The sequence below is a fragment of the Rhizobium sullae genome, from assembly GCF_025200715.1.
In the GTDB taxonomy this organism is placed as follows: domain Bacteria; phylum Pseudomonadota; class Alphaproteobacteria; order Rhizobiales; family Rhizobiaceae; genus Rhizobium; species Rhizobium sullae.
The window spans coordinates 166,630-190,310 of record NZ_CP104143.1 but is presented as its reverse complement, the minus strand read 5'-3'; the positions used below and the strand labels follow the sequence as shown (position 1 = coordinate 190,310).

Genomic DNA, 23,681 nt, shown 5'->3' with positions numbered 1-23,681 from the left:
GGTGACCTGCGCTTGAAACGTCCTTCGACTGTCAAAACACTGACAGTAATGGACGAGGAGGCCATGTAAATGACTAAGGTCAGCACGAATATCTGGTTCGAAAAGGACGCAAAGGACGCCGTCGAATTTTATGTCTCGATGGTGCCGAATTCTTCCATCCGGCGCACGACCGTGGTTCCCGCGGATACGCCGAGCGGGCCGGAGGGCAGTTGCAAGGTAATCGAGTTCAGGCTTGGCGACCAGGAATTCACGGCGCTGGAGGCCGGGCCGCTCGACCCGCTCAATCATTCCTTTTCAATCGTTGTCGCATGCGAGACACAAGCCGAGATCGACCGGCTGTGGGACGGCTTCCTGGAGAACGGCGGCGTGGGGGAGGCATGCGGCTGGCTGAAGGATCGCTGGGGGCTTTCCTGGCAGATCGTGCCGCGCGTGCTCGGCGAGATGATGGCCGACCCGGACCGCGCCAAGGCGCGGCGCATGACCGAAGTCATGCTCAGTATGGTCAGGCTCGATATTGCGAAGCTGGAAGCGGCGTTCCGCGGCTAAGCGGGATGCCGGATCCGCAGTCCGCCTGCGGCGCTATCGAGCAAATTTCTTCGCGCCAGCGACGCAGGCGACCACGGCCAGCGTAACCGCAAACATGCCTGCACTTACCGTCTCATGCAGGAGTGCAGCGGCAAGTGCGAGGCTGAAGAAGGGCTGCAGCAATTGCAACTGGCCGACGGCTGCGATACCGCCGAGCGCAAGGCCGCGATACCAGAATATGAAGCCGATCAGCATGCTGAAGAGCGAGACGTAAGCAAGGCCGATCCATGACGTGCTCGCGGCATCCGGGAAGGACGGCGGCCTGACGGCGACAGACAGCACGAGCATGACCGGCAGTGAGAGAACGAGCGCCCAGGAGATCACCTGCCAGCCGCCCAGCTTGCGCGACAGCCGCCCGCCTTCGGCATAGCCCAGCCCGCAGACGACGATTGCCGCCAGCATCAAGAGATCGCCGACCGAGGATGCGGAGTCTTCTCGCATCAGCGCAAAACCCGCGACGATGGCGCTGCCGAGGCAAGAGAACAGCCAGAACACCGGACGCGGGCGCTCGCCGCCGCGCAGCACGCCGAAGACGGCGGTCGCGAGCGGCAGCAGACCGATGAAAACCGTCGAGTGAGCCGAGGTGATATGCTTCAGCGCAAATGCGGTGAGCAGCGGAAAGCCTATGACCACGCCGAGCGACACGACCGCGAGCGAGAGAAGATCGGCGCGGCCGGGACGCTTTTCGCGAAAGGCGAGCAGCAGGCAAAGGGCAAGGATGCCTGCAATCGCGGCGCGGGCGACGGTAAGGAACAGCGGGTCGAAATTTGCGACCGCCACGCGCGTCGCCGGAAGCGATCCGCTGAAGATCAGCACGCCCAGAAAGCCATTGATCCAGCCGCCTGTCTTATCCATCGTCATGCTCCTTAGCTGCTGCCGCTATGAACCGAAGGGCATGGCGGCGCCAGCGACAATGCTGTACAGTTTCGACAAACTGTTATGGATACGGATGCAGTACAGATGGAACAAGCGGTCAAGGGAGCAGAGGGCGGCAAACGCATTGAAGCGGTGATGGCGGAAATCCGCAGCCGGATCACAGCTCGCAGGCTCGTGCCGGGGTCACGCCTGCCTTCGGTGCGCGCCTTCGCGAAGACGATGCAGGTCTCGCCTTCGACCGTCGTGGAAGCCTATGAGCGGCTAGGCGCCGAAGGCCTGATCCGTTCGCGGCCGGGTTCCGGCTTTTATGTTTCCAGTCCGCTGGCGCCGCTTACGCTTTCCGAGATCGGGCCGAAGCTCGATCGGGCGATCGATCCATTGTGGGTCTACCGGCAGTCGCTGGAAGACGGCCCCGAACTGCTGAAACCCGGATGCGGTTGGCTGCCGGCGAGCTGGATGCCGGAAGCGGCAATACGGAAAGCGCTTCGTGCCATCTCCCGTGGCGAAGGACGCGTGCTCGCAGACTACGGAACGCCGCTCGGCCTGCCACCGCTGAGGCAACTGCTCGCGCGCCGCATGGGCGAGCGCGGCATTCCAGCAGCTCCCGACCACATCATTCTTACGGAATCGGGTACGCAGGCAATCGATCTCCTGTGCCGCTTTCTGATCGAGCCCGGTGATGCCATATTGGTGGACGACCCGCGCTACTTCAATTTTCATGCACTGCTGCGCGCTCACCGGGCCAATGCCATCGGCGTTCCGATGACGCCCGACGGGCCGGACATCGAGGCATTCGCGCGGGCAATCGATGGGCACCGGCCGCGGCTCTACATCACCAACTCATCAATCCATAACCCGACAGGCGCGACGTGTTCACCGGTTGTGGCACACCGCCTTCTGAAGCTTGCCGAGCGGGCCGGGCTAACAATCATCGAGGACGATATCTTCGCCGACCTTGAGCACGAACCCGCCCCTCGTCTCGCCGCCTTCGACGGGCTGGAGCGCGTGGTGCATATCGGGAGCTTCTCCAAGACGCTTTCCGCTTCTGTCCGTTGCGGCTTCATCGCCGCCAGGCCGGAGTGGATCGAGCCGCTCACCGATCTCAAGATGGCGACAAGCATCGGCGGCGGGCGGCTCTCATCCGAACTGATCCTGCTGCTCCTCAAGGACGGCAGTTATCGCAAGCATCTCGATGCACTGCGCGTTCGTCTCTCAAAGGCCATGGACGAGACGGTTGCGCAGCTTGCGCCGCTCGGCATCACGCCATGGATAAGGCCGCAGGCCGGCATATTTCTCTGGTGCAGGTTGCCGGACGGCATAGACGCTGCCGATATTGCGCAAGCCTGCCTTGCCGACAACGTCGTCCTAGCCCCGGGCAATGCGTTCAGCCTGTCGCAGACAGCACGCGGCTTCCTTCGTTTCAATGTGGCGCAATCGGCCGATCCGAGGATTTTCCGATCGCTGGAAAGGGCGTTGAACAATGCGGCGCGCGGCGCGGGCCGCTGACTCGGCAATCACTGGCCGAAAGCAGCGTTTGCTTCTCCGGGCGAACACGCTACATTTCGCTGGCTAACCGAAGAGAGCCCTGGGAGGAGCGATTTCATGAGACGAATGTGGCCTGAGGAGTTCAATTCCATCCTGAGCGGTGCAGAGGAAGTGACGTTGACGTTGCCGGCGGTCATCCATGAGGACGGATCGCGGAGCGAGGCGATCAGCAGGCAGGCTTTGAAAATCCGCATTCCGATGGAGGATTACGAGCGCATCTGGCCATTGGCGGAAGCACGCTACCGGCTCGGCGGAGAATTTGCCGGCAAGGCAATCACGCTGATCACCACCAATCCGCATTACCATGCCTGGCACCCGGCTGACGGCGGCAGCGTCGAGAACACCTCCGATAGCGGCAGGCACTACACGACGAATTACATCGTCGCGCATTTTCTGCTCGACGATGTACGGGAGACGGCTGCGGCCTGAGCCCCTTACGCTTCGTCCAGAGCGAGCGCCAGATCGGCGATCAGATCATCCGGGTGCTCGATGCCGATCGACAGCCGGATGGTCGATTCCAGAACGCCGATGCGCTGGCGCACATCTGCCGGCACACCGGAATGGGTCATCGCAGCCGGATGGCTGGCGAGCGATTCCGTGCCGCCAAGGCTGACGGCAAGCTTGAAGATCTTCAACGCGTTCAGGAACTTGAACGAGGCCGGCTGGCCGCCATTAATATCGAAAGAGAAAGTGGAGCCGGCGCCGGTGCACTGCGCGGCAAACGTGCGGCCAACCGGCGATTCCGGATCGTGATACGGCAGATAGTGGATCTTCTCGACCTTCGGGTGGTCGCGGAGGAAGTCTGCGACGGCGCGCGCATTGCTGTTTGCCCGCTCCATGCGGATCTGCAGCGTTTCCAGCGAACGGCCGAGCATCCAACAGGAATGCGGATCGAGTTGCGTGCCGATCGAGCCGCGCAGCGCCTTCACCTGTTTGACAATCGCCTTGGGACCGAGGACGGCGCCGGCGATGAGATCCGAATGGCCGCCGACATATTTGGTCAGCGAATAGAGCGAGATATCCGCGCCGTGTTCGATCGGTCGCTGGAAGACCGGGCCTAGCAGCGTGTTGTCGCAGACGACGATCGGCGTGTGGCCCTGCGTCTTTCCGACCGCATCGGCGATGCGGCGGATCATGGCGACATCGACGAGGCTGTTCGTCGGGTTGGCGGGCGTTTCGACGAGGATGACCGAGACGCGGCCTTTCGACACGGCCTCGTCAGCGGCGGCCCTGACCGAAGCCTCTTTGACGCCATCGGCGAATCCGACGGTAGCAACGTCGAGATTGTGGAAGGTCTTCGCCAGCAGCGTTTCGGTGCCGCCATAAAGCGGCTGCGAATGAAGGATCGCATCGCCGGGCCGGACGAAGGCAAGCAGCGTGGTTGCAATCGCCGCCATGCCTGACGAGAAGAGCGCGCCGCTTTCCGTCCGCTCATAGACGGCGAGCCTGTCTTCGACGATCTCGCTGTTCGGGTGGTTGAAGCGCGAGTAGACGAGGCCTGCCCCCTTGCCTTCCGGCGGTTCACGGCGGCCCGACACATAGTCGAAGAAATCGCGCCCATCCTCTGCGGTGTTGAAGACGAAGGTCGAGGTCAGGAAGACCGGCGGCTTGACCGCGCCTTCTGAAAGCTCCGGATCGTAGCCGTAGTTCAACATCAGCGTTTCCGGATGCAGCGCGTGATTGCCGATATGGGTTCTCGAAGGATGCGGCGCGGTCATGACGGTCTCCTCGGCCGATGGATTGGAACTGAAACGGCAAATTATATCAAATGCGAAGGCACGTTCCTGCTATTTGGCGCAGGAGGATGTCTTTGGAAGCGACTCCCGCGGAGCAATGCGAAATTTGGTGCAGACGATTGCCGCTGAGACCGACCGGCCAGCTTGGTGATGAACCCATCAGGGAATGGCGCATTCGGCCCGAAATCTGTGCCGGATTATTCAAACGTTAAAAAAATATCGCCGAAATTAACGGCTTGTTTACCACGTTTCGTGAAAGGTGCGGGGTGAGCAGTGGTGATCCGCATTCCTTTTTCAAGTTTCGCGTTTACTTGGAGTGCCGCTACGCCGTTCAAGTTGAGAAAAGTCTAATCAACTGCTCTCTGGTGAACGGTCTCTCAAGCCAATGGCCTGGCCCTGACGGGGGTCCGAGCAGACGAAGCGAGCAGGAAGATGAACGGATCGCGATCCAATATCCCCCGGCATCCCGACAGGGCATCGCTCGATGCCCTGAACCGCACGATCGAGGGGTTAGAGGCGCGCATCGAAGGGCTGATGGGCAAGGGCAACCGCGAACCGAGGCAGCAGCCCGCCGCGCCCGAGCGCGAAAGCTACAGCAGACCCTACGAACCGAGACAGCCTTATGCGCGGGCGGAAACCCGACCCGATCCGCTTGCAGAAATCCGCGAGCGCCAGCGCACGCTCGACGCCGGCCGTGAACGGCCAGCCTACCATGAACCGGCGCCGGTTTCGCGCATGCCGGCACCGCAGGCTGCACCTGTCTATGGCACCTCGCCCGACACGATGACCGAGATCGCCCAGGCTCTTGTCAACCTGCGCCAGGACCTGAAGCGCGACATTTCGGAGGGTGTGGCACGCGAGATGAATGCGCTGCGCACGGAACTGCGCGAGATCAAGACGAGCGCGCAGGACGGACGTTTCGCCGACGACATCCGCGAAGACATGAGCCGGCTCGCCCAGAGCATCAATCAGCTCTCCAGCCGTTCTGCTGGGCCTGAGGCTGCGGGTCTGCGCAGCGAATTCGAAGAGCTGCGGTCGCTGATGGACGGGCTCGCCCGCGAACATTCCATCCGCCACATGGAACACCGCTGGGACGGCTTCGAGAACCAGCTGCATGCGCTGGATACGGCAGGCCTGCAGGAAGAGTTGGTCTCGCTCGCCTACCGGCTCGACGACATCAAGCGCCACATCGGCGGCATGGGCGAAAGTCCGGCGGTGCGCGCGCTGGAAGACAAGTTGATCTCGATCGCGACCGCGATGGAACAGTTCGGCAGCATGATCCAGCCGCATGACCGCGCCATGGCCGAGCAGTTTGCCGCGATGGATACGCGCCTTGACGAAATCAGCCGTGCGATCGCGGCAAGCGGCCGAAGTGCTGCAAGCGGCGACCCGGCGCTGATGCATCGCCTCGAAGGCCGGCTGAATGCGCTGGCCGAACAGATCGACATGGTGGGCCGAAGCGCGGAAAGCCGCGCCCTGCCCGCCGAAGGCCTCGCCGACCGGCTGGAAATACTGACGCTGCGTGTCGAGGAGATGGCCAATACAAAAGCGACGGCACGGCTCGACGAGCGGCTCGAGCAGCTTTCCTTCATGCTCGAACGCGCCCAGAAGGCGGTTCCGCAGGCAGATCTCAACGGCACGCTCGCAGACATCTCCCGCAAGATCGACGCGTTGGAGAGCGGCGCGGTCAACGACGTACTGGCGGAGCGGCTGGATTATCTCGCTCGCCGTATCGACCAGATGGAAGTCCAGCCTTTGACCGCTGCGGCTGCCGACGATGGTGCGTTCCGCCGCATCGAGGGACGGCTCAGCGACATCGCGGCACGCCTTGAGGAAAGCACGGCCGCACCTGCGACGGATTCGCGAGCACTCAAGAACCTCGAAGACCAGATCGCCAACCTCTCGGCGCTGATGAACACGCCGCGCGCGGGTGACGGCATTCCGGTCGAGCTCGACCGCCGCATGGGCGCGCTCGAAGACTACATGGCGACCAGCGACGAATACATCATCGAGGCTGCCCGTCAGGCAGCCGAAGCCGTCGTCGAGGCCTATTCCCGCAATGGCGGTTTGCAGGCCGGCACGGTCCCAGCCGCCGACATGTCGGCACTGAATGCGCTCGCAGAAGATCTGCGGCAACTGGAAGAGCTCAGCCGCAGCAGCGAGGATCGCACACACAAGACCTTCCAGGCGCTGCACGAGACGCTGGTCCAGATTGCCGAACGCCTTGACGACATGGACACCCGCAGCCGGCCAGCGGCCCGCATGCCGGTCGCTAGTGCCGATTTCGAGATCGATCCTTACGCACTGGTCCCCGCCGGCGCCGAGGAAACCGAAACGCAGGCCGTGTTCGGCCAGAAGGGTGCCTCGCCGCTGATGCGTGCGGCGGATTCCGTCAGCGAGCCTGTGGTTCCCACAGCCGAGACGAGCGCGATTGCGATCGAAGCCGCGACCAAATCCGCTCCCCCCGCAGTGCCAGTGAAGGGGAGCCTGCTTGCGGCTCTCGGCAAGCGGCTGATTCCGGGCAAAAGGCAGGAGAAGGCGAAGGCTGTCGAGCGGACCGTCATCGATCCCGCGCCGTCGATCGATCCAGTCGATCTTATGCCCAGCGACGAAGCGTCGAACGAGCCGCTGGAGCCGGGCTCGGGCGCACCGGACGTGAAGAAGATCCTGGAGCGGGTGCGCGCCAGCCAGGCGGCGGCCCGCAACAATCCAAAGCCGGCAACGGAGAACGAGCGCGCCGACTATATCGCCGCCGCCCGCCGTGCGGCTCAGGCGGCGGCCATGGAAGCCGATCCAAGGGCGCAGCCAGTCAAAGCCGAGAAGAAATCCAAGGCGCCGAAGCCTGCCGGCGGCGCCAGCGCCTTCAGCCGCTTCCGCCGTCCGCTCCTGCTCGCTGCCGGTGCCGTGCTGCTCGCCATCATGGCCTTCCCGCTCGCCCGCACGCTGACGAGCGGCGAACAGGCGCCTCCGGCCGAAGTCTCGGTGCTTTCGGATGCCGCACGGAACCCCGTTGCAGCCGACAGTTCAGCCATGCCCGAACAGAGTGTGGAAGCAACGGCGGCCGGCATTCCGGCAGAATCCACGGAACCCGAGGCCATGGCAGAGCCCATAGCCGAGACGGCGCAAGCCACGACCGAGGCCATGCAGCCTGCGCCGACCGATCACCTGACCGACACCGTACCGCTTGACGGTGAAGGCGCTTCGACGCTGACGCCGGGGGGACCGGCGCAGGATGCGGCTGCGTTCGCACCCAATGATGCTCCGGCTTCCGCAAACGTCACGCCAGCGGCACCTTCCATCTCCGTGCCGGGCACCATTCAGCCGCAGGCGCTTGCCGATGCCGCCCGCCACGGCGATCCACTCGCACTCTTCGAGATCGGCGCACGCTACACGGAAGGCCGCAACGGCCTGACGGCCGACCAGGCGCAGGCTGCCAACTGGTATCAGTTTGCAGCCGACAAGGGCTTTGCTCCGGCGCAGTATCGCCTCGGCAGCATGTACGAGAAGGGGACCGGTGTTACGCGCGACATCGGCAAGGCCAAGGCCTTCTACGAGCAGGCCGCCTATCAGGGCAATGCCAGCGCCATGCACAATCTAGCCGTGCTCTACGCCTCCGGCGCGCTCGGCGAGCAGGATTATGCGGCCGCGGCAAACTGGTTCACGAAGGCTGCCAATCTCGGCATCACCGACAGCCAGTTCAATCTCGCCATCCTTTGCGCCCGCGGCAACGGTGTGGCCCAGGACCTCGGCGAAAGCTACAAGTGGTTCGCCATCGCCGCTGAGGGCGGCGACAAGGATGCAGGCGCCAAGCGCGACGAAGTGGCAAAGGCCATGAAGCCCGCCGATCTCGAAAAAGCCCGTGCTGCAGCGGGCGCCTGGAAGCCGCAGCCTCTCGACAATAAGGCAAACGGCATCGAAATTCCGGATGGCTGGGCGGGCAACGGCACGAAGACCTCGACCGTTGACATGAAGAAGGCGATCCGCAACATCCAGGCAATCCTCAATCACAGCGGCTTCGACGCCGGGACGCCGGACGGCGAGATGGGCGCGAAGACGACGGCGGCGATCAAGAGCTTCCAGAAATCGATCGGCCAGGAGCCGAGCGGCAGAATCAACGACGACACGGTAAAGGCGCTCCTGGAGCGCAACGCCAAGAACACGACCAAGGCTTGATGGAAGAACAAGGAAAGCGTCCGATCCCGACTGTGGTCGAGCACCGCCTTTTCTTCCGTCAGCTCACAAAGTGATGATCGAGATCCATGGCCAACGAGCGAGATACTCGTCACATTTCCACCTGAACAAATCCGGCTGAGGATTGAGTGGGTTCATTCGCAGAATGCCGTGCCACATGTCGTCGAGCTTGTCCGGTGCGTAGAGACCGCGGTCCTCGATGCGTATTCCAATCCGCGTGCATAAGGTAAGATAGCGGTCGATGCCGTCTTCGACGTTCTTCAGGAACGGATATGGCTTCCCGAATTTCTCTGAGTACCACAGGTGAACGCGAGCCTGGTTCTTGATCTCGACCTTTTCCGAGAGTTCGCCCAGCAATTCCCTGGCACGGCGGATGACCATGTCCTCCGCTTCCCAGGAGAGGTCACGGTCGTCGAAGTAAAAGACATCGTAATCCTTGATGCCAAACTGCGCATCATTCCCGCTTTTGAGATTCCAGACGGTTTGGACGAGGCACCCGGCAGTCAGCATGCACTGCGGTAGCTGCAGAGCGGACAGCTCCTCCAGCAACTGGACGTTAATAGGATTCTCTCTGACGTAAGCGAAGAACTGCTGCTCGGTGATCGACAAAGTTGCTCTCCTTGCGATCAGGTTGGGATTGCCTTGGTTCTCGATGTCAACGACCCTCCGACAGTCGCCCACCTTCCTTGTGGCATACTATCTATACCGCAATTTCGAACGGCCTTTTTGCGTCCGCCGCAAAAGGGTCGTTTTGCTTGTGGAATTTCCCGGCGTGATTTGATCACCGATGGGGGATTCGTGAATATTCGGCGAGCCGACGTGCCTTATTTCAGCCAATGGGAAACGCCGGAGATGACGCTGCCGGTCGTGGCGGAGGGTTCTGCTGCGCTCATGCGCGATCCGCTGTGGCGGCATTCTGGCGCGGAGACGATCGAGGAATATGCCCGCTGGGCCATCAATGTCTGCGGCATGGCCTGCCTGAAGATGATCCTTGCCGCGCGCGGCGAAATCCATCCGACACTCGAGCTTGCCCGCGGCTGCACGGCCTATGGCGGCTATGTCGTCAACGAAGCCGATGCCTCGATCAAGGGACTGATCTATGCGCCTTTCGTCAAGTTCGTCACCGAACGTTTCGGGTTGGGTGCGGAGACAAAGACGAATGTCGATACGGCCTCCATTCCCGAGCTCCTTTCGAAGGGGCAGTTCTTCATCGCCTCCGTGCATCATGCAATCCGCTGGCCGGAGCGCGCGCCGCCGTCCAAAGGTGGCCACCTCGTTCTGGTAACAGCCGCCTCGCCAGAGACCATCCGCTTTCACAATCCGTCAGGACACAATCCGGAAAGCCAGGCGCATGTAACGCTGCCGCTTGCCGTCTTCGACCGCTTCTTCGCCAACCGCGGCATCGCCGTCGGCTTCTAAGTCTTTTCAACGACAAGTCATCCCGGAGACACTTACATGATCGATGCATCGAACCGACTGCGGATTGCGGTGCTATTCGGCGGGCGCTCGACCGAGCACGATGTCTCTGTGCTTTCGGCGACGAACGTGATGCGTGTGCTGGGACCTCAAAAATACGATGCCATTCCAGTGTTCGTTACCCGCGAAGGACAATGGCTGTTGAGCAGCTTCGAGGATGGAACGCTTGCGAAACCCGAAAAAGGGACCGAGGTCTGCCTCGTACCGGGCGGACGCGGGCGTGTGTTCGCAATTCCTGCTGGCGGACCGGCTTACGAACTGCCCACGATCGACATCCTCTTTCCGGTCCTTCACGGCCTGCATGGTGAGGACGGCTCGGTGCAGGGCCTTGCGGAGGTTGCCCGCGTGCCGCTCGCCGGCTGCGGCATTCTCGGATCGGCGACTGCGCTGGACAAAGACATCGCCAAACAACTGCTAAAGGCGGCCGGGGTGCCGGTCGCGCGCTCGACGACGATCCATCAGGGTACAGAACCTTCACTCGCCGCACTGGAAAGCGAACTCGGCCTCCCGCTTTTCATCAAGCCGGCGCGGCAGGGCTCGTCGGTCGGCGTCAGGAAGATCCATGCCAGCCAGGAATTCGAGGGGGCACTAACCGAAGGCTTCAAGCACGATCGCAAGCTGCTGGCCGAGGAATTCGTTCGCGGGCGCGAGATCGAATTCAGCGTGCTGGAGGATACGGCGAGCAACCTCTTCGTCTCGCGGCCGGGCGAGATCGTGCCGGCGGAAAGTCATGGCTTCTATAGCTACGATGCGAAATATATCGACGAGGAAGGCGCTGCGCTGAAAGTGCCGGCCGAGCTGCCGCCGGAGGTCGAGGCCGGCATGCGGGATATGGCCGCAAGGGCTTTCAGGGCCGTCGGCTGCGACAGCCTGGCGCGCATCGACTTTTTCCTGACGCCAGACATGCAATTCCTGGTCAACGAGATCAACACCATCCCCGGCTTCACCGATATCAGCATGTATTCCAAGGCAATGGCGGCAAGTGGCGTCAGCTACGCCGAGATCATAGACCGGCTCGTGGCGCATGGGCTGGCACGCGCCGGTCGATGACGATGACGTCCATCTGCTGGTGAACTATCCTCCGACCGTCCAGCTGTCGAAGCTCGTCAACAGTCTCAAGGGCGTGTCGAGCCGACTGCTACGCGAAGCCAGGCCGGAAGTGGCCGGGCGCACTTCAAGGGCGTGTTGTGGTCGCCGTCATATTTCGCCGCGTCATGCGGCGGCGCGCCTTTGGACATTGTCCGGCAGTATGTCGAGACCCAAAGAAGGTCGCGCGCTTTCCTCCCCGCCTGAAGGACGGGGTTTCCGCGCGTGGTTCCGACGAAGGACGAGAGCGCCATGCCGAACAGCTCCGCGAGGTCGCTGATGCTAGCCAGGCCCTCGCCCAAGGTCCGCGAGCGCCAGAAAGATACCGCTTAGCTGTTCTGAATACTGATCCATAAGGCTAAGTATCATGGGGGAAACACGTAGCGCAGGAGCTAAGTGTTTCCCGGCGAAGAAACACCTCGCGCCGTCGTCACAAAATCTGAAAAAAGCCAAATTAATCGGAACTTATCGCTCGCGTCATACGCGGGTCGCGTGTCGTTTATCGAAAGCCTCTGGCAACGATTTCACCGTATGATACGCCATTCGAACGGTACGCAAGACGCCTGCCCGGCGGGGCAGTTCATAATTCGGGGTCGGCTGTGACAATCTATCTGCCCATAGCAGAATTGTCGGTGAACATCTTCATCATCCTCGGCATGGGCGCGGCCGTCGGCTTCCTGTCCGGCATGTTCGGCGTCGGCGGCGGGTTTCTGATCACGCCACTGCTCATCTTCTACAACATCCCGCCCGTGGTCGCCGTCGCGACCGGCGCGAACCAGGTGGTCGCCTCCTCGATCTCCGGTGCGATTACGCATTTCAGGCGCGGGACGCTGGACGTGAAGCTTGGAACCGTACTGCTTGTCGGCGGTCTTACAGGCGCGACGATCGGCATCTGGATCTTTTCGCTGTTGCGGCGGGTCGGCCAGCTCGATCTCATCATCTCGCTGATGTACGTTATCTTCCTCGGCACGGTGGGCGGGCTGATGCTGCTTGAAAGCATCAACGCCATGCGGCGCGCCGCCAAGAACGTGCCGCCGACACGGCGCCGGCCCGGGCATCATCACTGGGTCCACCGCCTGCCGCTCAAGGTGCGCTTCAAGAAATCGAAGATTTTCCTCAGCGTCATCCCGATCGTTGCGCTCGGCTTCGGGATCGGAATCCTGACTTCCATCATGGGCGTCGGCGGCGGCTTCATCATGGTGCCGGCGATGATTTACCTGCTGCGTATCCCGACCAATGTCGTGGTCGGTACATCGCTGTTCCAGATCATATTCGTGACCGCCTACACCACCGTGGTGCAGGCCGCGACGAACTTCTCCGTCGATATCGTGTTAGCCTTCATCTTGATGGTGGCCGGCGTCGTCGGTGCGCAATACGGCGTGCGCGTCGGCCAGAAACTGCGCGGCGAGCAATTGCGGGCGCTGCTGGGGCTGCTCGTTCTCGCTGTCGGCATCCGCCTTGCGGTCGCGCTGGTTGTGACGCCCGCCGACGTCTATTCCGTCGTGATGGGGGCGTATTGATGAGACGGTTGCGCCTTTGCCTTTTCGGTCTCTTCTGCCTCTTGCCGGGGCTTGCCGCCGCGCAGATGCTGCTGCCGGGGCAGAACTCCGAAGAAGGGCGCGAGGGGCTGGAGATCGGCACCTCCAGCAGCGAAATCGCCATCACCTCCGATTTCCGCGGCGCGGATCTGACGATCTTCGGGGCGCTGACCAATACCGACAACCTGCTGCTTGCCGTCGGCCAGTACGACGTCGTCGTCGTCCTGGAAGGGCCGCGCGAGGATGCGACAGTGCGCAAAAAGCAACGCGTCTTCGGCATCTGGATCAATACCGATTCGATGACCTTCGAGGGCGTACCGCATTCCTATTCGATGTCGAGCTCGCGCTCGATCGACGATGTCGTGACGCCGCTCGACGTCGCCGACCAGGGGATCGGCATCGACCATATCCCGCTGACGCCCGTCGGCTTCGTTGGAGACGGCAGCAGCCTCGGCGAGTTCCGCACTGCTTTCCGTCGGCTGCAGCAGACCGGCGGGCTCTACGAACGCGACCCGACCGGTGTGCGCTTCGTCAGTTCCAATCTTTTCAAAGCAAGCCTCCGCCTGCCGGCCAACATCCCGAACGGCGTGCACACGGTGCGCGCCTATCTCTTCAAGAGCGGCATGTTCATAACGCAGAAATCGGTGCCGCTACGCGTCATCAAGACCGGCATCGAACAAATGATCACAGACGCAGCCCATGAGCAGCCGATCCCATACGGCATGTTCGCCGTGTTCCTGGCGATCGTGACCGGCTGGAGCGCCAGCATCGTCTTCCGTAAGGATTGATCAGGCGGACTTCTTCTTTTTCGCAACGACATCGAGATAGGCCTCGGTCAGGCGGCCGAGCACCGAGAGCGTTCCGGGCGGCAACTCTTTGCCGAGGTGCTTTGCCCGCAATTCGTTCATGAAATCTTCCCAAAGCTGCGGGCCGCCATTTTCCAGTAGTTCGGCACGAATGGAAAGCTCTTCCGACACCGGCAGATGCTTGCGGCCCCAGGCGCCCATATGGGCGAAGAGCGGAACGAGATCGATCGCCATTTCGGTAAGGCTATAGATTGCCTTCTGCTTGTGCGTGGGGTCGTCTTCCCTGGTCAGCAAGCCCTTGTCCATGAGGCGGCGCAGCCGGTCGGCAAGGATGTTCGATGCTATGCCCTCCTCCGAATTCTGCAACAGCTCGCGGAAATGACGGTGGTTGCCGAACATGATGTCGCGGATGACGATCAGACTCCAACGGTCGCCGAGGATTTCCAGCGTCAGATTGATCGGGCAGCCGGAGCGGTGAAGGTCGTTCATTTTCATCTCCAAAAACCACTTGCATTTTGCCATCAGTTTATCTAGCTTTCAACCGATTGCTATTTGCAACTGGTTTTGATTGTGATATGCCTAAACAAGCGGATGGAGGAAATGGACATGAGAAAGCTTGTGATCTGGAATCTGATGACGCTCGACGGCTACTTCGAAGGCACGAAGCCGTGGGATATCGACTTCCACAATCTGGCCTGGGGACCAGAACTGCAGAAATATTCCGAACAATTGGGTGAGGAAGGCGACCTGCTCGTCTTCGGCCGGAAGACCTACGAGGGCATGGCCGCCTACTGGCAGACGGCGGAAGAGGACGGCAGGATCAAGGACTACATGAACAGCATCCCGAAGATCGCGGTGTCGCGGACGATGACGGAGCCGGGCTGGAACAATGCCCGCGTTGTCAGCGATCCGGTTTCCGAGCTTCAAAAACTCAAGAAGGAGGACGGCAAGACGATCTTCATCTTCGGTAGCGCCGAACTCTGCGACTCGATGCTGAAGGTCGGTCTCGTCGACGAGATCCGCATCTGCCTGGTGCCGGTGATCCTCGGCGCCGGCAATCCGCATTTCAAGGCGACGAAAGAACAACTGCCGCTGAAGCTGCTGGAGGCAACGCCGTTGAAGACTGGCGGAGTGATCCTGCGTTACGAGCCGGTCAAGGCGGCGTGACGCCGGCATTCGTGACAGTTTGATGCAGATCAAGGTGTTAGGCTGATTCCTCCGTCAACATGTGAGCGTTGAAGGAGGAACCAGTCTATGCACAAACACATTCTCATCCCGACCGAGGGTTCGCAGCTTTCCACCGATGCGCTTGAAAAGGCTCTTGCCTTTGCGAAGGAGATCGCCGCCAAGGCAACGGTCCTGACCGTTGTCGAACCGTTCCATATCTTTTCCACGAATATCGATCAGCTCGAATCCACGCGCGAAAACTATGACCGTCACAGCAAGGAAGCGGCAGACCGGATCCTGGCGGATGCCGGCGCCCGGGCCAGGACGCATGGCGTCGATTGCGACACGACCCAGGTGACCAGCCACGAACCGGCGAAGGCGATCATCGATACGGCCGCGCAACGCGGCTGCGACCTGATCGCCATGGCATCGCACGGACGCGAAGGCTTCACCGCATTCATGGTCGGCAGCGTGACGATGAAGGTGCTCGCCCATTCGAAGACCCCGGTTCTGGTCTACCGGTGATCGGATCGAGCGCCTGCGGCGGCGGGGGCAAGCTTCGGCGCGATGTGCAAGTTCACCTTTGACTAAAAACCGAGTGTTAAGATTTACGAGTTAGTAATCTCTCGAAACGAGAGGTTCTGTTTTGCGTACCCGTAGTCTTCTCGCCCTGGTGCTTCTGGCGCTTGCAGCCGGCTGCGCTACGGCACCTAGCCAGACCAGAGACATCTGCGCCGTCTTCGACCAGCGGAACGGTTTCTTCAGCAATTGGCAGCGCGAGGCCGAGCGGGCCCAGAAGAAATACGGCGTGCCGGTTCCGATCCTGATGGCGACGATGTATGTGGAATCCGGCTTCCAGCCGAATGCCCGTCCGCCGCGCACGAAACTTTTCGGCTTCATTCCCTGGACGCGCCCTTCGACTGCCTACGGTTATTCGCAGGCGCTCGACGGCACCTGGGACCACTATCAGTCGGCGACCGGCAATTGGGCTGCGCGGCGCACCAACTTTGCCGACGCGATCGACTTCATCGGCTGGTACCATTACAGCAACAGCCAGGCGACGGGCATCCAGCTCAACGACGCCTACAGCCTTTATATCGCTTACTATTCGGGACCGGCAGGCTACAGACGCGGCGACTGGCGCTCGAATGCGCAGTTGCAGAAGACGGCGCGAAGATTTGCGAACATGGCGGCGACCTATCAGCAGCAGTTGCAGGGGTGTGATTGAGGGTTTTCCTTCTTCCCAGCGGGGAAAAGGTGGCCTGAAGGGTCGGATGGGGGGGCGGCAGGGCAAACTCGTCTTCGCTCTCCGCTCGGACGCTCGCTCCTTCCTCGCTCCTTCATCTGTCCTGACGGACATCTTCTCCCTGCTGGGGAGAAGAGAGAACCGGTGCTACCCCCGCAAATTCCCGTATCTTACCGAATAAATCCGATCCCGCCCCAGCAGATGAGCGACCAAGGACGGCCCATCGAACAGGCCCGTCATCGCCTTGTGGCCGAGGTCCAATCCGCCGGTCATGACGCCGAAGGCGGGCATGAGGAGGCGGGCGCCGTCGGTAGCGAAGCACGGGCGGCGAACGGCTTTCTCCCGGCGGCGGACGGTGGCGGCGGGGTGCAGGTGGCCGGCGATTTCGCCTTGCTGCAGGCCGCCCCTTGGCTCATGACGGAAGGTCAGGTTGCTGTAATGCATCTCATCGACGGAAGAGCCGGGCAGATCGACCGTGCCGTCAGGGTCGTGATTGCCGTTGATCCATATCCATTCGCGGCCGCGGGCCATGTCGACGATCAGGGTGCGGGAGTTTTCCGGCAGATGCGCCGAGCCGACGCGGTCGTGAAAATTATCGCCGAGCGAGACGACGAGCTTCGGATTGTAGCGGGCGATGACGGCGGAGAGGACGGTGAGCGTCGCCAGCGTGTCGTAGGGCGGAAGCAGCATGCCGCGGCGGGCGAAGGCCGCACCCTTTTCGAGATGCAGGTCGGAAACCACGAGGATGCGGGCATCCGGCAGATAGAGCGCGCCGAGCGGATCGCAGACGGCCGCGACGCCATGAACAGAGGTCTCGACGCCGGGCATCGGGACCAATCCGTTCAATTCACATGCAAGCGCCAGGCGGTTCATCATTCTCGTCTATCCTGCGTTATCAAGCCAGCGCTTCAGCGATCAGATCGCCGGCCGCTTCGGCGAGCACCGCATCGTGGGCCTCGCCATGAACGGGCTCCTTGCCGATCTCCAGCATCACCGGTACGGCGAGCGGGGAAATGTGATCCAGCGCGCGATGCGTGATGTGACCCTTGATTCGTCTCAGCATATCGCCAAGCCGGGAAATATCCAAAAGGCCGCTCGCGGCGTCCTGGCGCGTCGCCTGCAGCAGAATGTGGTCCGGCTCGTGGCTGCGCAACACGTCGTAGATCAGATCGGCGGACACCGTCACCTGCCTTCCGGTCTTTTCCTTGCCGGGGTGGCGGCGCTCGATCAAGCCTGCAATCACGGCGCAATTGCGGAAAGTGCGCTTCAACAGGAAGGATTCGTCGAGCCAGGCTTCGAGATCGTCGCCGAGCATGTCCTCATCGAAGAGGTCGGAAAGGCTGAGACGGCCGTTCCGGATCATCAGGCCCATGTCCTCCAGTCCCCAGATGCCGAGCGAATAGTCTGTGGCGACGAAGCCGAGCGGCTTGGCGCCGGCCCGCTCCAGGCGGCGGGTGAGAAGCATGCCGAGCGTCTGATGCGCGAGGCGGCCCTCGAATGGATAAGCGACCATATAGTCGCGGCTACCGCGCGGAAAAGTCTCGATCAGCAGCTCGTCGCGCTTCGGGAGCATCGACTTGTCCTTCTGCAGCGACAGCCAGTCACGCACCTGATCCGGCAAGCGATGCCAACGGTCGGGATCGGCGAGCATGGAGCGCACCTGATCGGCAAGATAGGTCGAGAGCGGAAACTTGCCGCCGGCATAGGACGGGATTTTCGGATCGAAGGAGAAGGCCTGGGAGACAAGCGCTTCGTTTTCCCGGATGCCTTCGAAGCGGAGCACCTTGCCGGAGAAGATGAAGGTGTCGCCCGGTGAAAGCTGTTCGAGGAAATATTCCTCGACCTTTCCAAGGGTGCCGCCGCCGCGGCCGATCTTGCCTGTCTCGCCGCGCTTCACCATCCGGATATTGAGCATCGGGCTTTCGACGATCGTGCCGAGATTCAAGCGGTACTGCTGGGCGACACGCGGATTGGAGACGCGCCAGAGGCCGTCCTTCGTCTTGCGGATCCGGGCGTAGCGCTCGTAGGTGCGCAGCGCATAGCCGCCGGTCGCGACGAAATCGACGATCCGCTCGAAGGTTTCCCAGGAGAGATCGGCATAGGGAGAGGCGCTGGTAATCTCGCCGTACAGCTCCAGCATGTCGAAAGGCTCGGCGCAGGCCATGCCGAGGACGTGCTGGGCGAGCGCATCGAGCGCGCCCTTGCCGACGGGCGGAGTGTCCTGCGCTCCGATATAATTGGCGTCGAGGGCTGCCTGGCACTCCATGACCTCGAAACGGTTGGCGGGAACGAGGATCGCCTTGGAGGGCTCGTCCATGCGGTGATTTGCTCGGCCGATGCGCTGGGCAAGGCGCGAGGCGCCCTTCGGCGCGCCGACATGGATGACGAGGTCGACGTCACCCCAGTCGATCCCGAGATCGAGCGTCGAGGTGGCAACGACAGCCCGCAGCCTGTTGGCGGCCATGGCCGCCTCCACCTTGCGGCGCTGCGCGACATCGAGCGAGCCGTGATGCAGCGCGATTGGCAGGTTCTCTTCGTTCACCGTCCAGAGTTCCTGGAAGAGCATTTCGGCCTGCGATCGCGTGTTGACGAAAAGCAGCGTCGTCTGGTGCTCAGTCAGCTGCCTGTAGACATCGGGGACGGCGTATCTGGCGGAATGGCCGGACCAGGGGATATGCTCCTCCGTCGTAAGGATCGAGATATCCGGCTTGGCGCCGCCTTCGACGGTCACCAGGCCGGCGTGCCGTTCCCTGCCCTCCTCCTGCGCAACCAGCCATTTCTGCAGGTCCATGGGCTCGGCGACGGTGGCGGAGAGGCCAATGGTCCTGAGCTCGGGCACGAGGCGGCGCAGCCGGGCAAGGCCGAGGGACAGCATATGGCCGCGTTTCGACGTGACGAGCGAATGCAGCTCGTCGAAAACGACATATCTCAGATCTTTGAAGAAGCGTTCCGCCTCCCTGTTGGCGAGCAGCAGCGCCACCTGCTCCGGCGTCGTCAGCAGGATATCGGGCGGATTGAGCCTCTGGCGCTGGCGCTTGGCGTTCGGCGTGTCGCCGGTGCGGTTCTCGACGGTGACCGGCAGGCCCATCTCACCGACTGGCTTCATGAGGTTGCGTTCGATATCGACAGCGAGTGCCTTCAGCGGCGAGACGTAAAGCGTGTGGATGCCCGTAAAGGCGGAGCCCGACAGGCGTTTGCCGCGGCGCGTGAGATCGGTCAGCGCCGGCAGGAAACCGGCGAGCGTTTTTCCGGCGCCGGTCGGCGCGATCAGCAGCGTGCTTTCGCCTGCTTCGGCGCGGGCCAGCAATTCCAGCTGATGGGCGCGGGGCCGCCAGCCCTTTTCCGCAAACCAGCGGATGAAGGGGGCGGGCAAGGCGGCGCGGGCTTCGGAATCGATCTGGTCCACGGGACAAAGGTAGTGAAACCGACGTGAAAGAGAAGAGCGGCCGCGCCTCACATGGCGATATAGCGGTCCTTGCGATGGTTGATGGCGAGCGTGAGGTTCAGCACCATGGCGCCGAGCACCGAGCAGGCGATAATGAAGGGGCTGGCGACAAAGAAGGAAAGTGCCAGAATGAGGCCATCGAAACCCAGCTGCACGATGCCCGCACGCCAACCGAAGCGATCCTGGATGTAAAGCGCCAGGATGCCGATGCCGCCGAGGCTTGCGCGATGGCGGAAAAGCGCCAGCATGCCGGCGCCGATGACAAGACCGCCGAAGAGCGCACCGGCGACCGGATCGACATGCGAGAGGCCGAGGAAGCGCGGGGCGATCTCCGACAGTGCAGAAGTGAGCGCGATCGCAATAAAGGTCTTGATCGTGAAGGCAGGGCCGAGGCGGTGGAAGGCGAGATAATAAAACGGCAGGTTCACACCAAAGAAGCAGAGGCCGAAGCCCCAGCCTGTCGCATAGTGCAGCAGGAATGCCATGCCTGCGGTGCCGCCTGCCAGAAGGCCGGCGCTGGAGAGAAGCGAGACGCCGAGCACGGCAAGCATGCTGCCCGCTACAAGCCCCTGCGTGTCATCGAAAAGCGAGTGTCTGTCCGGCGACGAGTTCAGAAGTCCGGCAAAAGCGGCTTTTGCTGCCATTGTTTTCCCCTTGGTATTTTCGGTTGTTCTATCTTGCCTTTCGGCCTTGGCAAGCAGGATTTCGTTTATCTGCGCCTGGAAGGAATCGCCGGTCTACGACGCAAAGGAACGTGTCCTGCTCGGCTGGGTCGATGCGGTGACGAGGATCGCGGAGACCGGCGCACCGGATGCGGTCTTCGAAGCCCTGAAGGCGCATTTCAGCGAAGAGGAAATCACCAAGATCACGGTGGTGATCGGCGCGATCAACGTCTGGAACCGGTTGGCCGTCAGCTTCCGCAGCCAGCGCCCAATCGATCAGCCAGCGAAGGCTGCGTGAGGAATTTTGCGCGCAGCAAAAGTTTGAGGCATTGCTTGAAGCGACCGACCCGATGGAAATCGGGTCGGCAAAATGTCGATCAGCTGCGACGGGCACCTGATCCGTCGAAGTTATTGATAAGTTCACGGATGACTTGGGCGATCTTTTCCGCGGAGGAGCCCTTAGCATACTCCTCGTTCATGCGGCGTCTGATAAGTTTTTCCAACTCTGACATATCTTCACCTCATCTATCCGGCGCGAGGCGAGTGTCGCTCTCGGCCTGAGAGGAGGCAAGTTACGATTTGTTTATGATTGAACTGCCGCTTCGCGAACCTACAGCGCGATATAGCGATCCGCGCGGTGGTTGATGGTCAGGAAGAGATTGAGGACGACCGCGCCGAGAACGGAATAGAGAACCACCGGCGGCGTCGTGACGAAGAAGGCGGCGGCAAGCACGCACATGTCGACGGAAAGCTGCACAAGACCGGCGCGGATGCCGAAACGCTCCTGCATGTAGATACCGAGAATGCCGACGCCGCCGAGGCTGGCGCGATGGCGATAGAGCGCAAGCAGGCCGAAGCCGAGCAGTAGGCCGCCGAGAAGCGCTGCCCAGGCTGGATGGATGCTGGAAATCTCAAAGAAACGCGACTGCGCATCGGCAAGCGCCGAGGTGAGGCCGATGGCGACGAAGGTCTTGATCGTAAAGGCGATGCCGAGGCGCTTCCAGGAAAGATAAAAGAACGGCACGTTGAGCAAGAAGAAGGCAAGGCCGAAATTCACGCCGAAAGCGTAATAGAGCAGGAAGGCGATACCGGCGGTGCTGCCGGTGAGAAGGCCGGCGCTGGCGAGCACATAAAGGCCGAGTGCGGAAACGAGGCTGCCGGAGAATATGCCCTGCACATCCTCGAGCGGCGTATGGCGCGTCGCGCTGGTGTTCCAGAAACCGAGGGCATTGATGAGCTGAGCCATGCCGGCAATCTCCAACAGCAGAAGAATTCAAGCGCGCCGGAGAGCGTTTCCCGCGCAACGGATTGTCTATGGTGAACAGACTGAGGCGCTCCTGATTGTTCTTCCGCGGCGCCGGTCAGCTATGATGGGAATTATCAAGCTTTTCGCAGTTGCGAGCAAGCAAAATATGTAAGTAATGCTGACCTATTTTCAAATCGCAAGATTTGTGCATGAAGCATCATCGCCGTGCAAGGAACAGAATGCCGGCAACCGGTTTGCCGCCATCCTGTCGAATCGTGGTTTTGATGGTCTCTATAACCTCAAGGGTATAGCGGCTGCAAAGACCGCGAACATGGGCTTCCGTGTGCGCATAGCGCAGTGATGGCGCGAGGTGGAAACCGTCGCCCTCGCCCGCGTCTTCGACCGAGAAGACGAAATCTGCGCTGGCGGCGGCGAGGCGATCGACGATCGCGAAAACGCTTTCGAGATTGCCGAGATACATGAGCACATCGGCAGCCGTAATCAGATCAGCGCGGTATTCTGCACCATCGGCAAAGACGCCGCAGGCTTCAGGCGCAAGAGAAAGGTCGGCCTGGGCCAAGTGATCGTAGACTGCCTTCTCCTCGGCCTTGGCGAGCATTTTTTGCGAGAGATCGTAGCCTTCAAGCCGCCCGGCGCGGGCGCGGATCTCCGGTCCGAGAAGGCCGGTGCCGCAGCCGAGATCAATGGCGAGCGAATATTTGCGGCCGGTAGCGGCAAGGAGCGCTGCGAGTTTCTGCGGAACGCTATAATCCAGCTTTTCGACGAGCGAGGTTTCGAAACGGGCGGCATAATCATCGAAAAGCCGCTCGACATAGCGGCTCGGCGGTTGCTCCGGCATTTCGGCGTCGCCAAGCAGGGCAAGCTTGAGGCTTGCGCCGAAAATATCCTCCGGATCGAGCAACAGCGTCTTCCGATAGGCTTCGATCGCGGATCCCACCTTACCGGCCCTCTCCCGGTAGGTCGCGAGGCGATACCAGCCGGCGGCCCAGGCGGGCGTCAGCTCCAGCGCCTGCTCCATCAGTTCGGCGGCCGCATCCGCCTCACCGCCCTCGTCGAGCATCTTCGCATAATCGGCGCGGCGATCGGCGATGACGTCGCCTGAGGAAAACTGGCTTTGCTGCATGATGTGGCCCGTTGAACGCCTGCGCATTTGGCGGCGGCCACAAAAAAACTCAAGTCCTATTTCAGAGGCGGAACGGCCAGTTCCGGAAAAGGCTTGCGGGCGCCGCGCCGCAACCGTATTTCAGGGCAAACAGGAGATGGCGCATGTCCGATCAGGTAAACAAATTTCTAGGTGACTCGCTCGGCCGCACATTGGTGAAGCTCTTAGTCGTTTCGCTGATCGTCGGTTTCGTGATGACCGTTTTCGGATGGGCACCGCTGGACCTCGTCTACGGCGTCCGGGATTTCATCCGCGAGATCTGGTACCGGGGTTTTGCAGCGCTCGGCCGCGTCGGCGATTATCTGCTGCTTGGCGCAACGGTCGTCATCCCGATCTTCATTATCATCCGTCTTTTCAACTTTCGCCGGTAAACATGACATCCATCGATCTTTCCAGGCGCAATCTGCTGCGCTTTTCAGGCCTTGTCTTCCTGACGGGCGTCGCAGGCTGCACGACCGTGCCCAGAATGTCTTCCACGCCCTCGGACGGAGAGGACGAGACAACGGCGGCGCTGCCGCTCGTCAACCAGCTTCGCGCCAAGAATGGGCTGACGGCGCTTCACGTCGATCCGGCGGCAAGCGCTGCGGCGATCTACCAGGCCAAGCGAATGGCAAGCGCCGGCAAGATGACGCATCTGATGGGCATGGCCGACAGTTTCGGTGCACGCGTGAGGAAAAGCGGCGTGCAGCTTCCGGCCGCAGAGAACATCGCCGCCGGCCAGCAGAGCATCGATGCCGTCGTGACGGCCTGGATCAACTCGCGACATCATCTCGAGAACATGCTGGGACGCTATAACGGGCTCGGCGTCGCCGTTGCGCACAATACGTCTTCCCGGAGCGTGCCCTATTGGGCCATGGTTCTTTCCAGCTGAGGCGATTCTGCCTCTCAAGACC

Annotated in this window: 22 protein-coding genes and 2 pseudogenes; 15 read left to right on the top strand and 9 right to left on the bottom strand. The window is 61.6% G+C overall.

The window, feature by feature from the left end:
- The first annotated feature begins 69 nt into the window (after window positions 1–69).
- Window positions 70–546, top strand: coding sequence for a VOC family protein (locus N2599_RS00945; protein ID WP_027513325.1), 477 nt, complete (start codon window positions 70–72; stop codon window positions 544–546).
- A gap of 33 nt (window positions 547–579) precedes the next feature.
- Here the strand turns inward: N2599_RS00945 and N2599_RS00940 are convergent, their stop codons facing one another.
- Complete coding sequence (locus N2599_RS00940; protein WP_027513324.1) at window positions 580–1,440, bottom strand: DMT family transporter; 861 nt, start codon at window positions 1,438–1,440, stop codon at window positions 580–582.
- A 105-nt stretch (window positions 1,441–1,545) separates the two neighbouring features.
- Here N2599_RS00940 and N2599_RS00935 point away from each other — a divergent pair, with 105 nt between their 5' ends.
- Both N2599_RS00935 and N2599_RS00930 read left to right on the top strand, forming a co-directional pair.
- Entirely contained in the window at window positions 1,546–2,967 is a 1,422-nt protein-coding gene (locus N2599_RS00935) for an aminotransferase-like domain-containing protein (RefSeq protein ID WP_027513323.1), read from the top strand.
- 96 nt (window positions 2,968–3,063) lie between these two features.
- Window positions 3,064–3,435, top strand: coding sequence for a hypothetical protein (locus N2599_RS00930; RefSeq protein WP_037143893.1), 372 nt, complete (start codon window positions 3,064–3,066; stop codon window positions 3,433–3,435).
- A gap of 5 nt (window positions 3,436–3,440) precedes the next feature.
- On the opposite strand, the gene N2599_RS00925 is transcribed toward N2599_RS00930, so the two are convergent.
- Window positions 3,441–4,724 (bottom strand): cystathionine gamma-synthase family protein, encoded by a 1,284-nt coding sequence (locus tag N2599_RS00925; RefSeq protein WP_027513321.1) that lies wholly within the window; start codon window positions 4,722–4,724, stop codon window positions 3,441–3,443.
- Between the two features lie 450 nt (window positions 4,725–5,174).
- Here N2599_RS00925 and N2599_RS00920 point away from each other — a divergent pair, with 450 nt between their 5' ends.
- Window positions 5,175–8,915 (top strand): peptidoglycan-binding protein, encoded by a 3,741-nt coding sequence (locus tag N2599_RS00920; RefSeq protein ID WP_027513320.1) that lies wholly within the window; start codon window positions 5,175–5,177, stop codon window positions 8,913–8,915.
- Window positions 8,916–8,978: 63 nt separating this feature from the next.
- On the opposite strand, the gene N2599_RS00915 is transcribed toward N2599_RS00920, so the two are convergent.
- Window positions 8,979–9,542: a nucleotidyltransferase family protein gene (locus N2599_RS00915; protein ID WP_027513319.1), complete on the bottom strand. Its 564-nt coding sequence runs from the start codon at window positions 9,540–9,542 to the stop codon at window positions 8,979–8,981.
- A 243-nt stretch (window positions 9,543–9,785) separates the two neighbouring features.
- On the opposite strand from N2599_RS00915, the gene N2599_RS00910 reads away from it, so the two are divergent.
- From N2599_RS00910 to N2599_RS00890, 5 genes and pseudogenes are all read left to right on the top strand, one after another.
- Window positions 9,786–10,352, top strand: coding sequence for a cysteine peptidase family C39 domain-containing protein (locus tag N2599_RS00910; RefSeq protein WP_375714130.1), 567 nt, complete (start codon window positions 9,786–9,788; stop codon window positions 10,350–10,352).
- Between the two features lie 36 nt (window positions 10,353–10,388).
- The gene (locus tag N2599_RS00905) at window positions 10,389–11,459 is read left to right on the top strand and encodes a D-alanine--D-alanine ligase family protein (RefSeq protein WP_027513317.1); all 1,071 of its coding nucleotides are present in this window, start codon (window positions 10,389–10,391) and stop codon (window positions 11,457–11,459) included.
- Window positions 11,455–11,702: pseudogene (gene tnpA / locus N2599_RS00900) on the top strand (IS200/IS605 family transposase); the annotation flags it as partial. The gene N2599_RS00905 and the pseudogene tnpA, both read left to right, overlap by 5 nt.
- 392 nt (window positions 11,703–12,094) lie before the next feature.
- Window positions 12,095–13,015 carry a sulfite exporter TauE/SafE family protein gene (locus N2599_RS00895; RefSeq protein ID WP_027513315.1) on the top strand — a complete coding sequence of 307 codons (921 nt, stop codon included), beginning with the start codon at window positions 12,095–12,097 and terminating at the stop codon, window positions 13,013–13,015.
- A complete protein-coding gene (locus tag N2599_RS00890) occupies window positions 13,015–13,821 on the top strand; it encodes a TIGR02186 family protein (protein ID WP_027513314.1) in 807 nt (268 codons plus the stop codon). Before N2599_RS00895 ends, N2599_RS00890 begins: the two co-directional genes overlap by 1 nt.
- On the opposite strand, the gene N2599_RS00885 is transcribed toward N2599_RS00890, so the two are convergent.
- The gene (locus tag N2599_RS00885) at window positions 13,822–14,328 is read right to left on the bottom strand and encodes a winged helix-turn-helix transcriptional regulator (protein WP_027513313.1); all 507 of its coding nucleotides are present in this window, start codon (window positions 14,326–14,328) and stop codon (window positions 13,822–13,824) included. It lies immediately after the preceding gene.
- 117 nt (window positions 14,329–14,445) lie between these two features.
- Between N2599_RS00885 and N2599_RS00880 the strand changes: the two genes are divergently transcribed.
- From N2599_RS00880 to N2599_RS00870, 3 genes are all read left to right on the top strand, one after another.
- Window positions 14,446–15,006, top strand: coding sequence for a dihydrofolate reductase family protein (locus tag N2599_RS00880; RefSeq protein ID WP_027513312.1), 561 nt, complete (start codon window positions 14,446–14,448; stop codon window positions 15,004–15,006).
- An 87-nt stretch (window positions 15,007–15,093) separates the two neighbouring features.
- A complete protein-coding gene (locus tag N2599_RS00875; RefSeq protein WP_027513311.1) occupies window positions 15,094–15,531 on the top strand; it encodes a universal stress protein in 438 nt (145 codons plus the stop codon).
- A gap of 121 nt (window positions 15,532–15,652) precedes the next feature.
- The gene (locus N2599_RS00870) at window positions 15,653–16,234 is read left to right on the top strand and encodes a transglycosylase SLT domain-containing protein (RefSeq protein ID WP_027513310.1); all 582 of its coding nucleotides are present in this window, start codon (window positions 15,653–15,655) and stop codon (window positions 16,232–16,234) included.
- Window positions 16,235–16,399: 165 nt separating this feature from the next.
- On the opposite strand, the gene pdeM is transcribed toward N2599_RS00870, so the two are convergent.
- From pdeM to N2599_RS00855, 3 genes are read right to left on the bottom strand one after another with little or no spacing between them, the layout of a single operon-like run.
- Window positions 16,400–17,128, bottom strand: a complete 729-nt coding sequence (pdeM, locus tag N2599_RS00865; RefSeq protein WP_027513309.1) for a ligase-associated DNA damage response endonuclease PdeM — start codon at window positions 17,126–17,128, stop codon at window positions 16,400–16,402.
- Window positions 17,129–17,147: 19 nt separating this feature from the next.
- The gene (locus N2599_RS00860; protein WP_027513308.1) at window positions 17,148–19,658 is read right to left on the bottom strand and encodes a ligase-associated DNA damage response DEXH box helicase; all 2,511 of its coding nucleotides are present in this window, start codon (window positions 19,656–19,658) and stop codon (window positions 17,148–17,150) included.
- A 47-nt stretch (window positions 19,659–19,705) separates the two neighbouring features.
- Complete coding sequence (locus tag N2599_RS00855; protein ID WP_027513307.1) at window positions 19,706–20,341, bottom strand: YitT family protein; 636 nt, start codon at window positions 20,339–20,341, stop codon at window positions 19,706–19,708.
- Window positions 20,342–20,411: 70 nt separating this feature from the next.
- On the opposite strand from N2599_RS00855, the pseudogene N2599_RS00850 reads away from it, so the two are divergent.
- Window positions 20,412–20,657 (top strand): annotated as a pseudogene (locus N2599_RS00850) (carboxymuconolactone decarboxylase family protein); the annotation flags it as partial.
- A 312-nt stretch (window positions 20,658–20,969) separates the two neighbouring features.
- Here N2599_RS00850 and N2599_RS00845 read toward each other — a convergent pair.
- Window positions 20,970–21,605 (bottom strand): YitT family protein, encoded by a 636-nt coding sequence (locus tag N2599_RS00845; protein ID WP_027513306.1) that lies wholly within the window; start codon window positions 21,603–21,605, stop codon window positions 20,970–20,972.
- A gap of 217 nt (window positions 21,606–21,822) precedes the next feature.
- On the bottom strand, window positions 21,823–22,749 hold the full coding sequence (locus N2599_RS00840; protein WP_027513305.1) for a class I SAM-dependent DNA methyltransferase: 927 nt from the start codon (window positions 22,747–22,749) through the stop codon (window positions 21,823–21,825).
- A 143-nt stretch (window positions 22,750–22,892) separates the two neighbouring features.
- On the opposite strand from N2599_RS00840, the gene N2599_RS00835 reads away from it, so the two are divergent.
- Together N2599_RS00835 and N2599_RS00830 are read left to right on the top strand one after the other, a co-directional pair.
- Entirely contained in the window at window positions 22,893–23,159 is a 267-nt protein-coding gene (locus N2599_RS00835; RefSeq protein ID WP_027513304.1) for a DUF6460 domain-containing protein, read from the top strand.
- Between the two features lie 2 nt (window positions 23,160–23,161).
- A complete protein-coding gene (locus N2599_RS00830) occupies window positions 23,162–23,659 on the top strand; it encodes a CAP domain-containing protein (RefSeq protein ID WP_027513303.1) in 498 nt (165 codons plus the stop codon).
- Window positions 23,660–23,681: the final 22 nt, after the last annotated feature.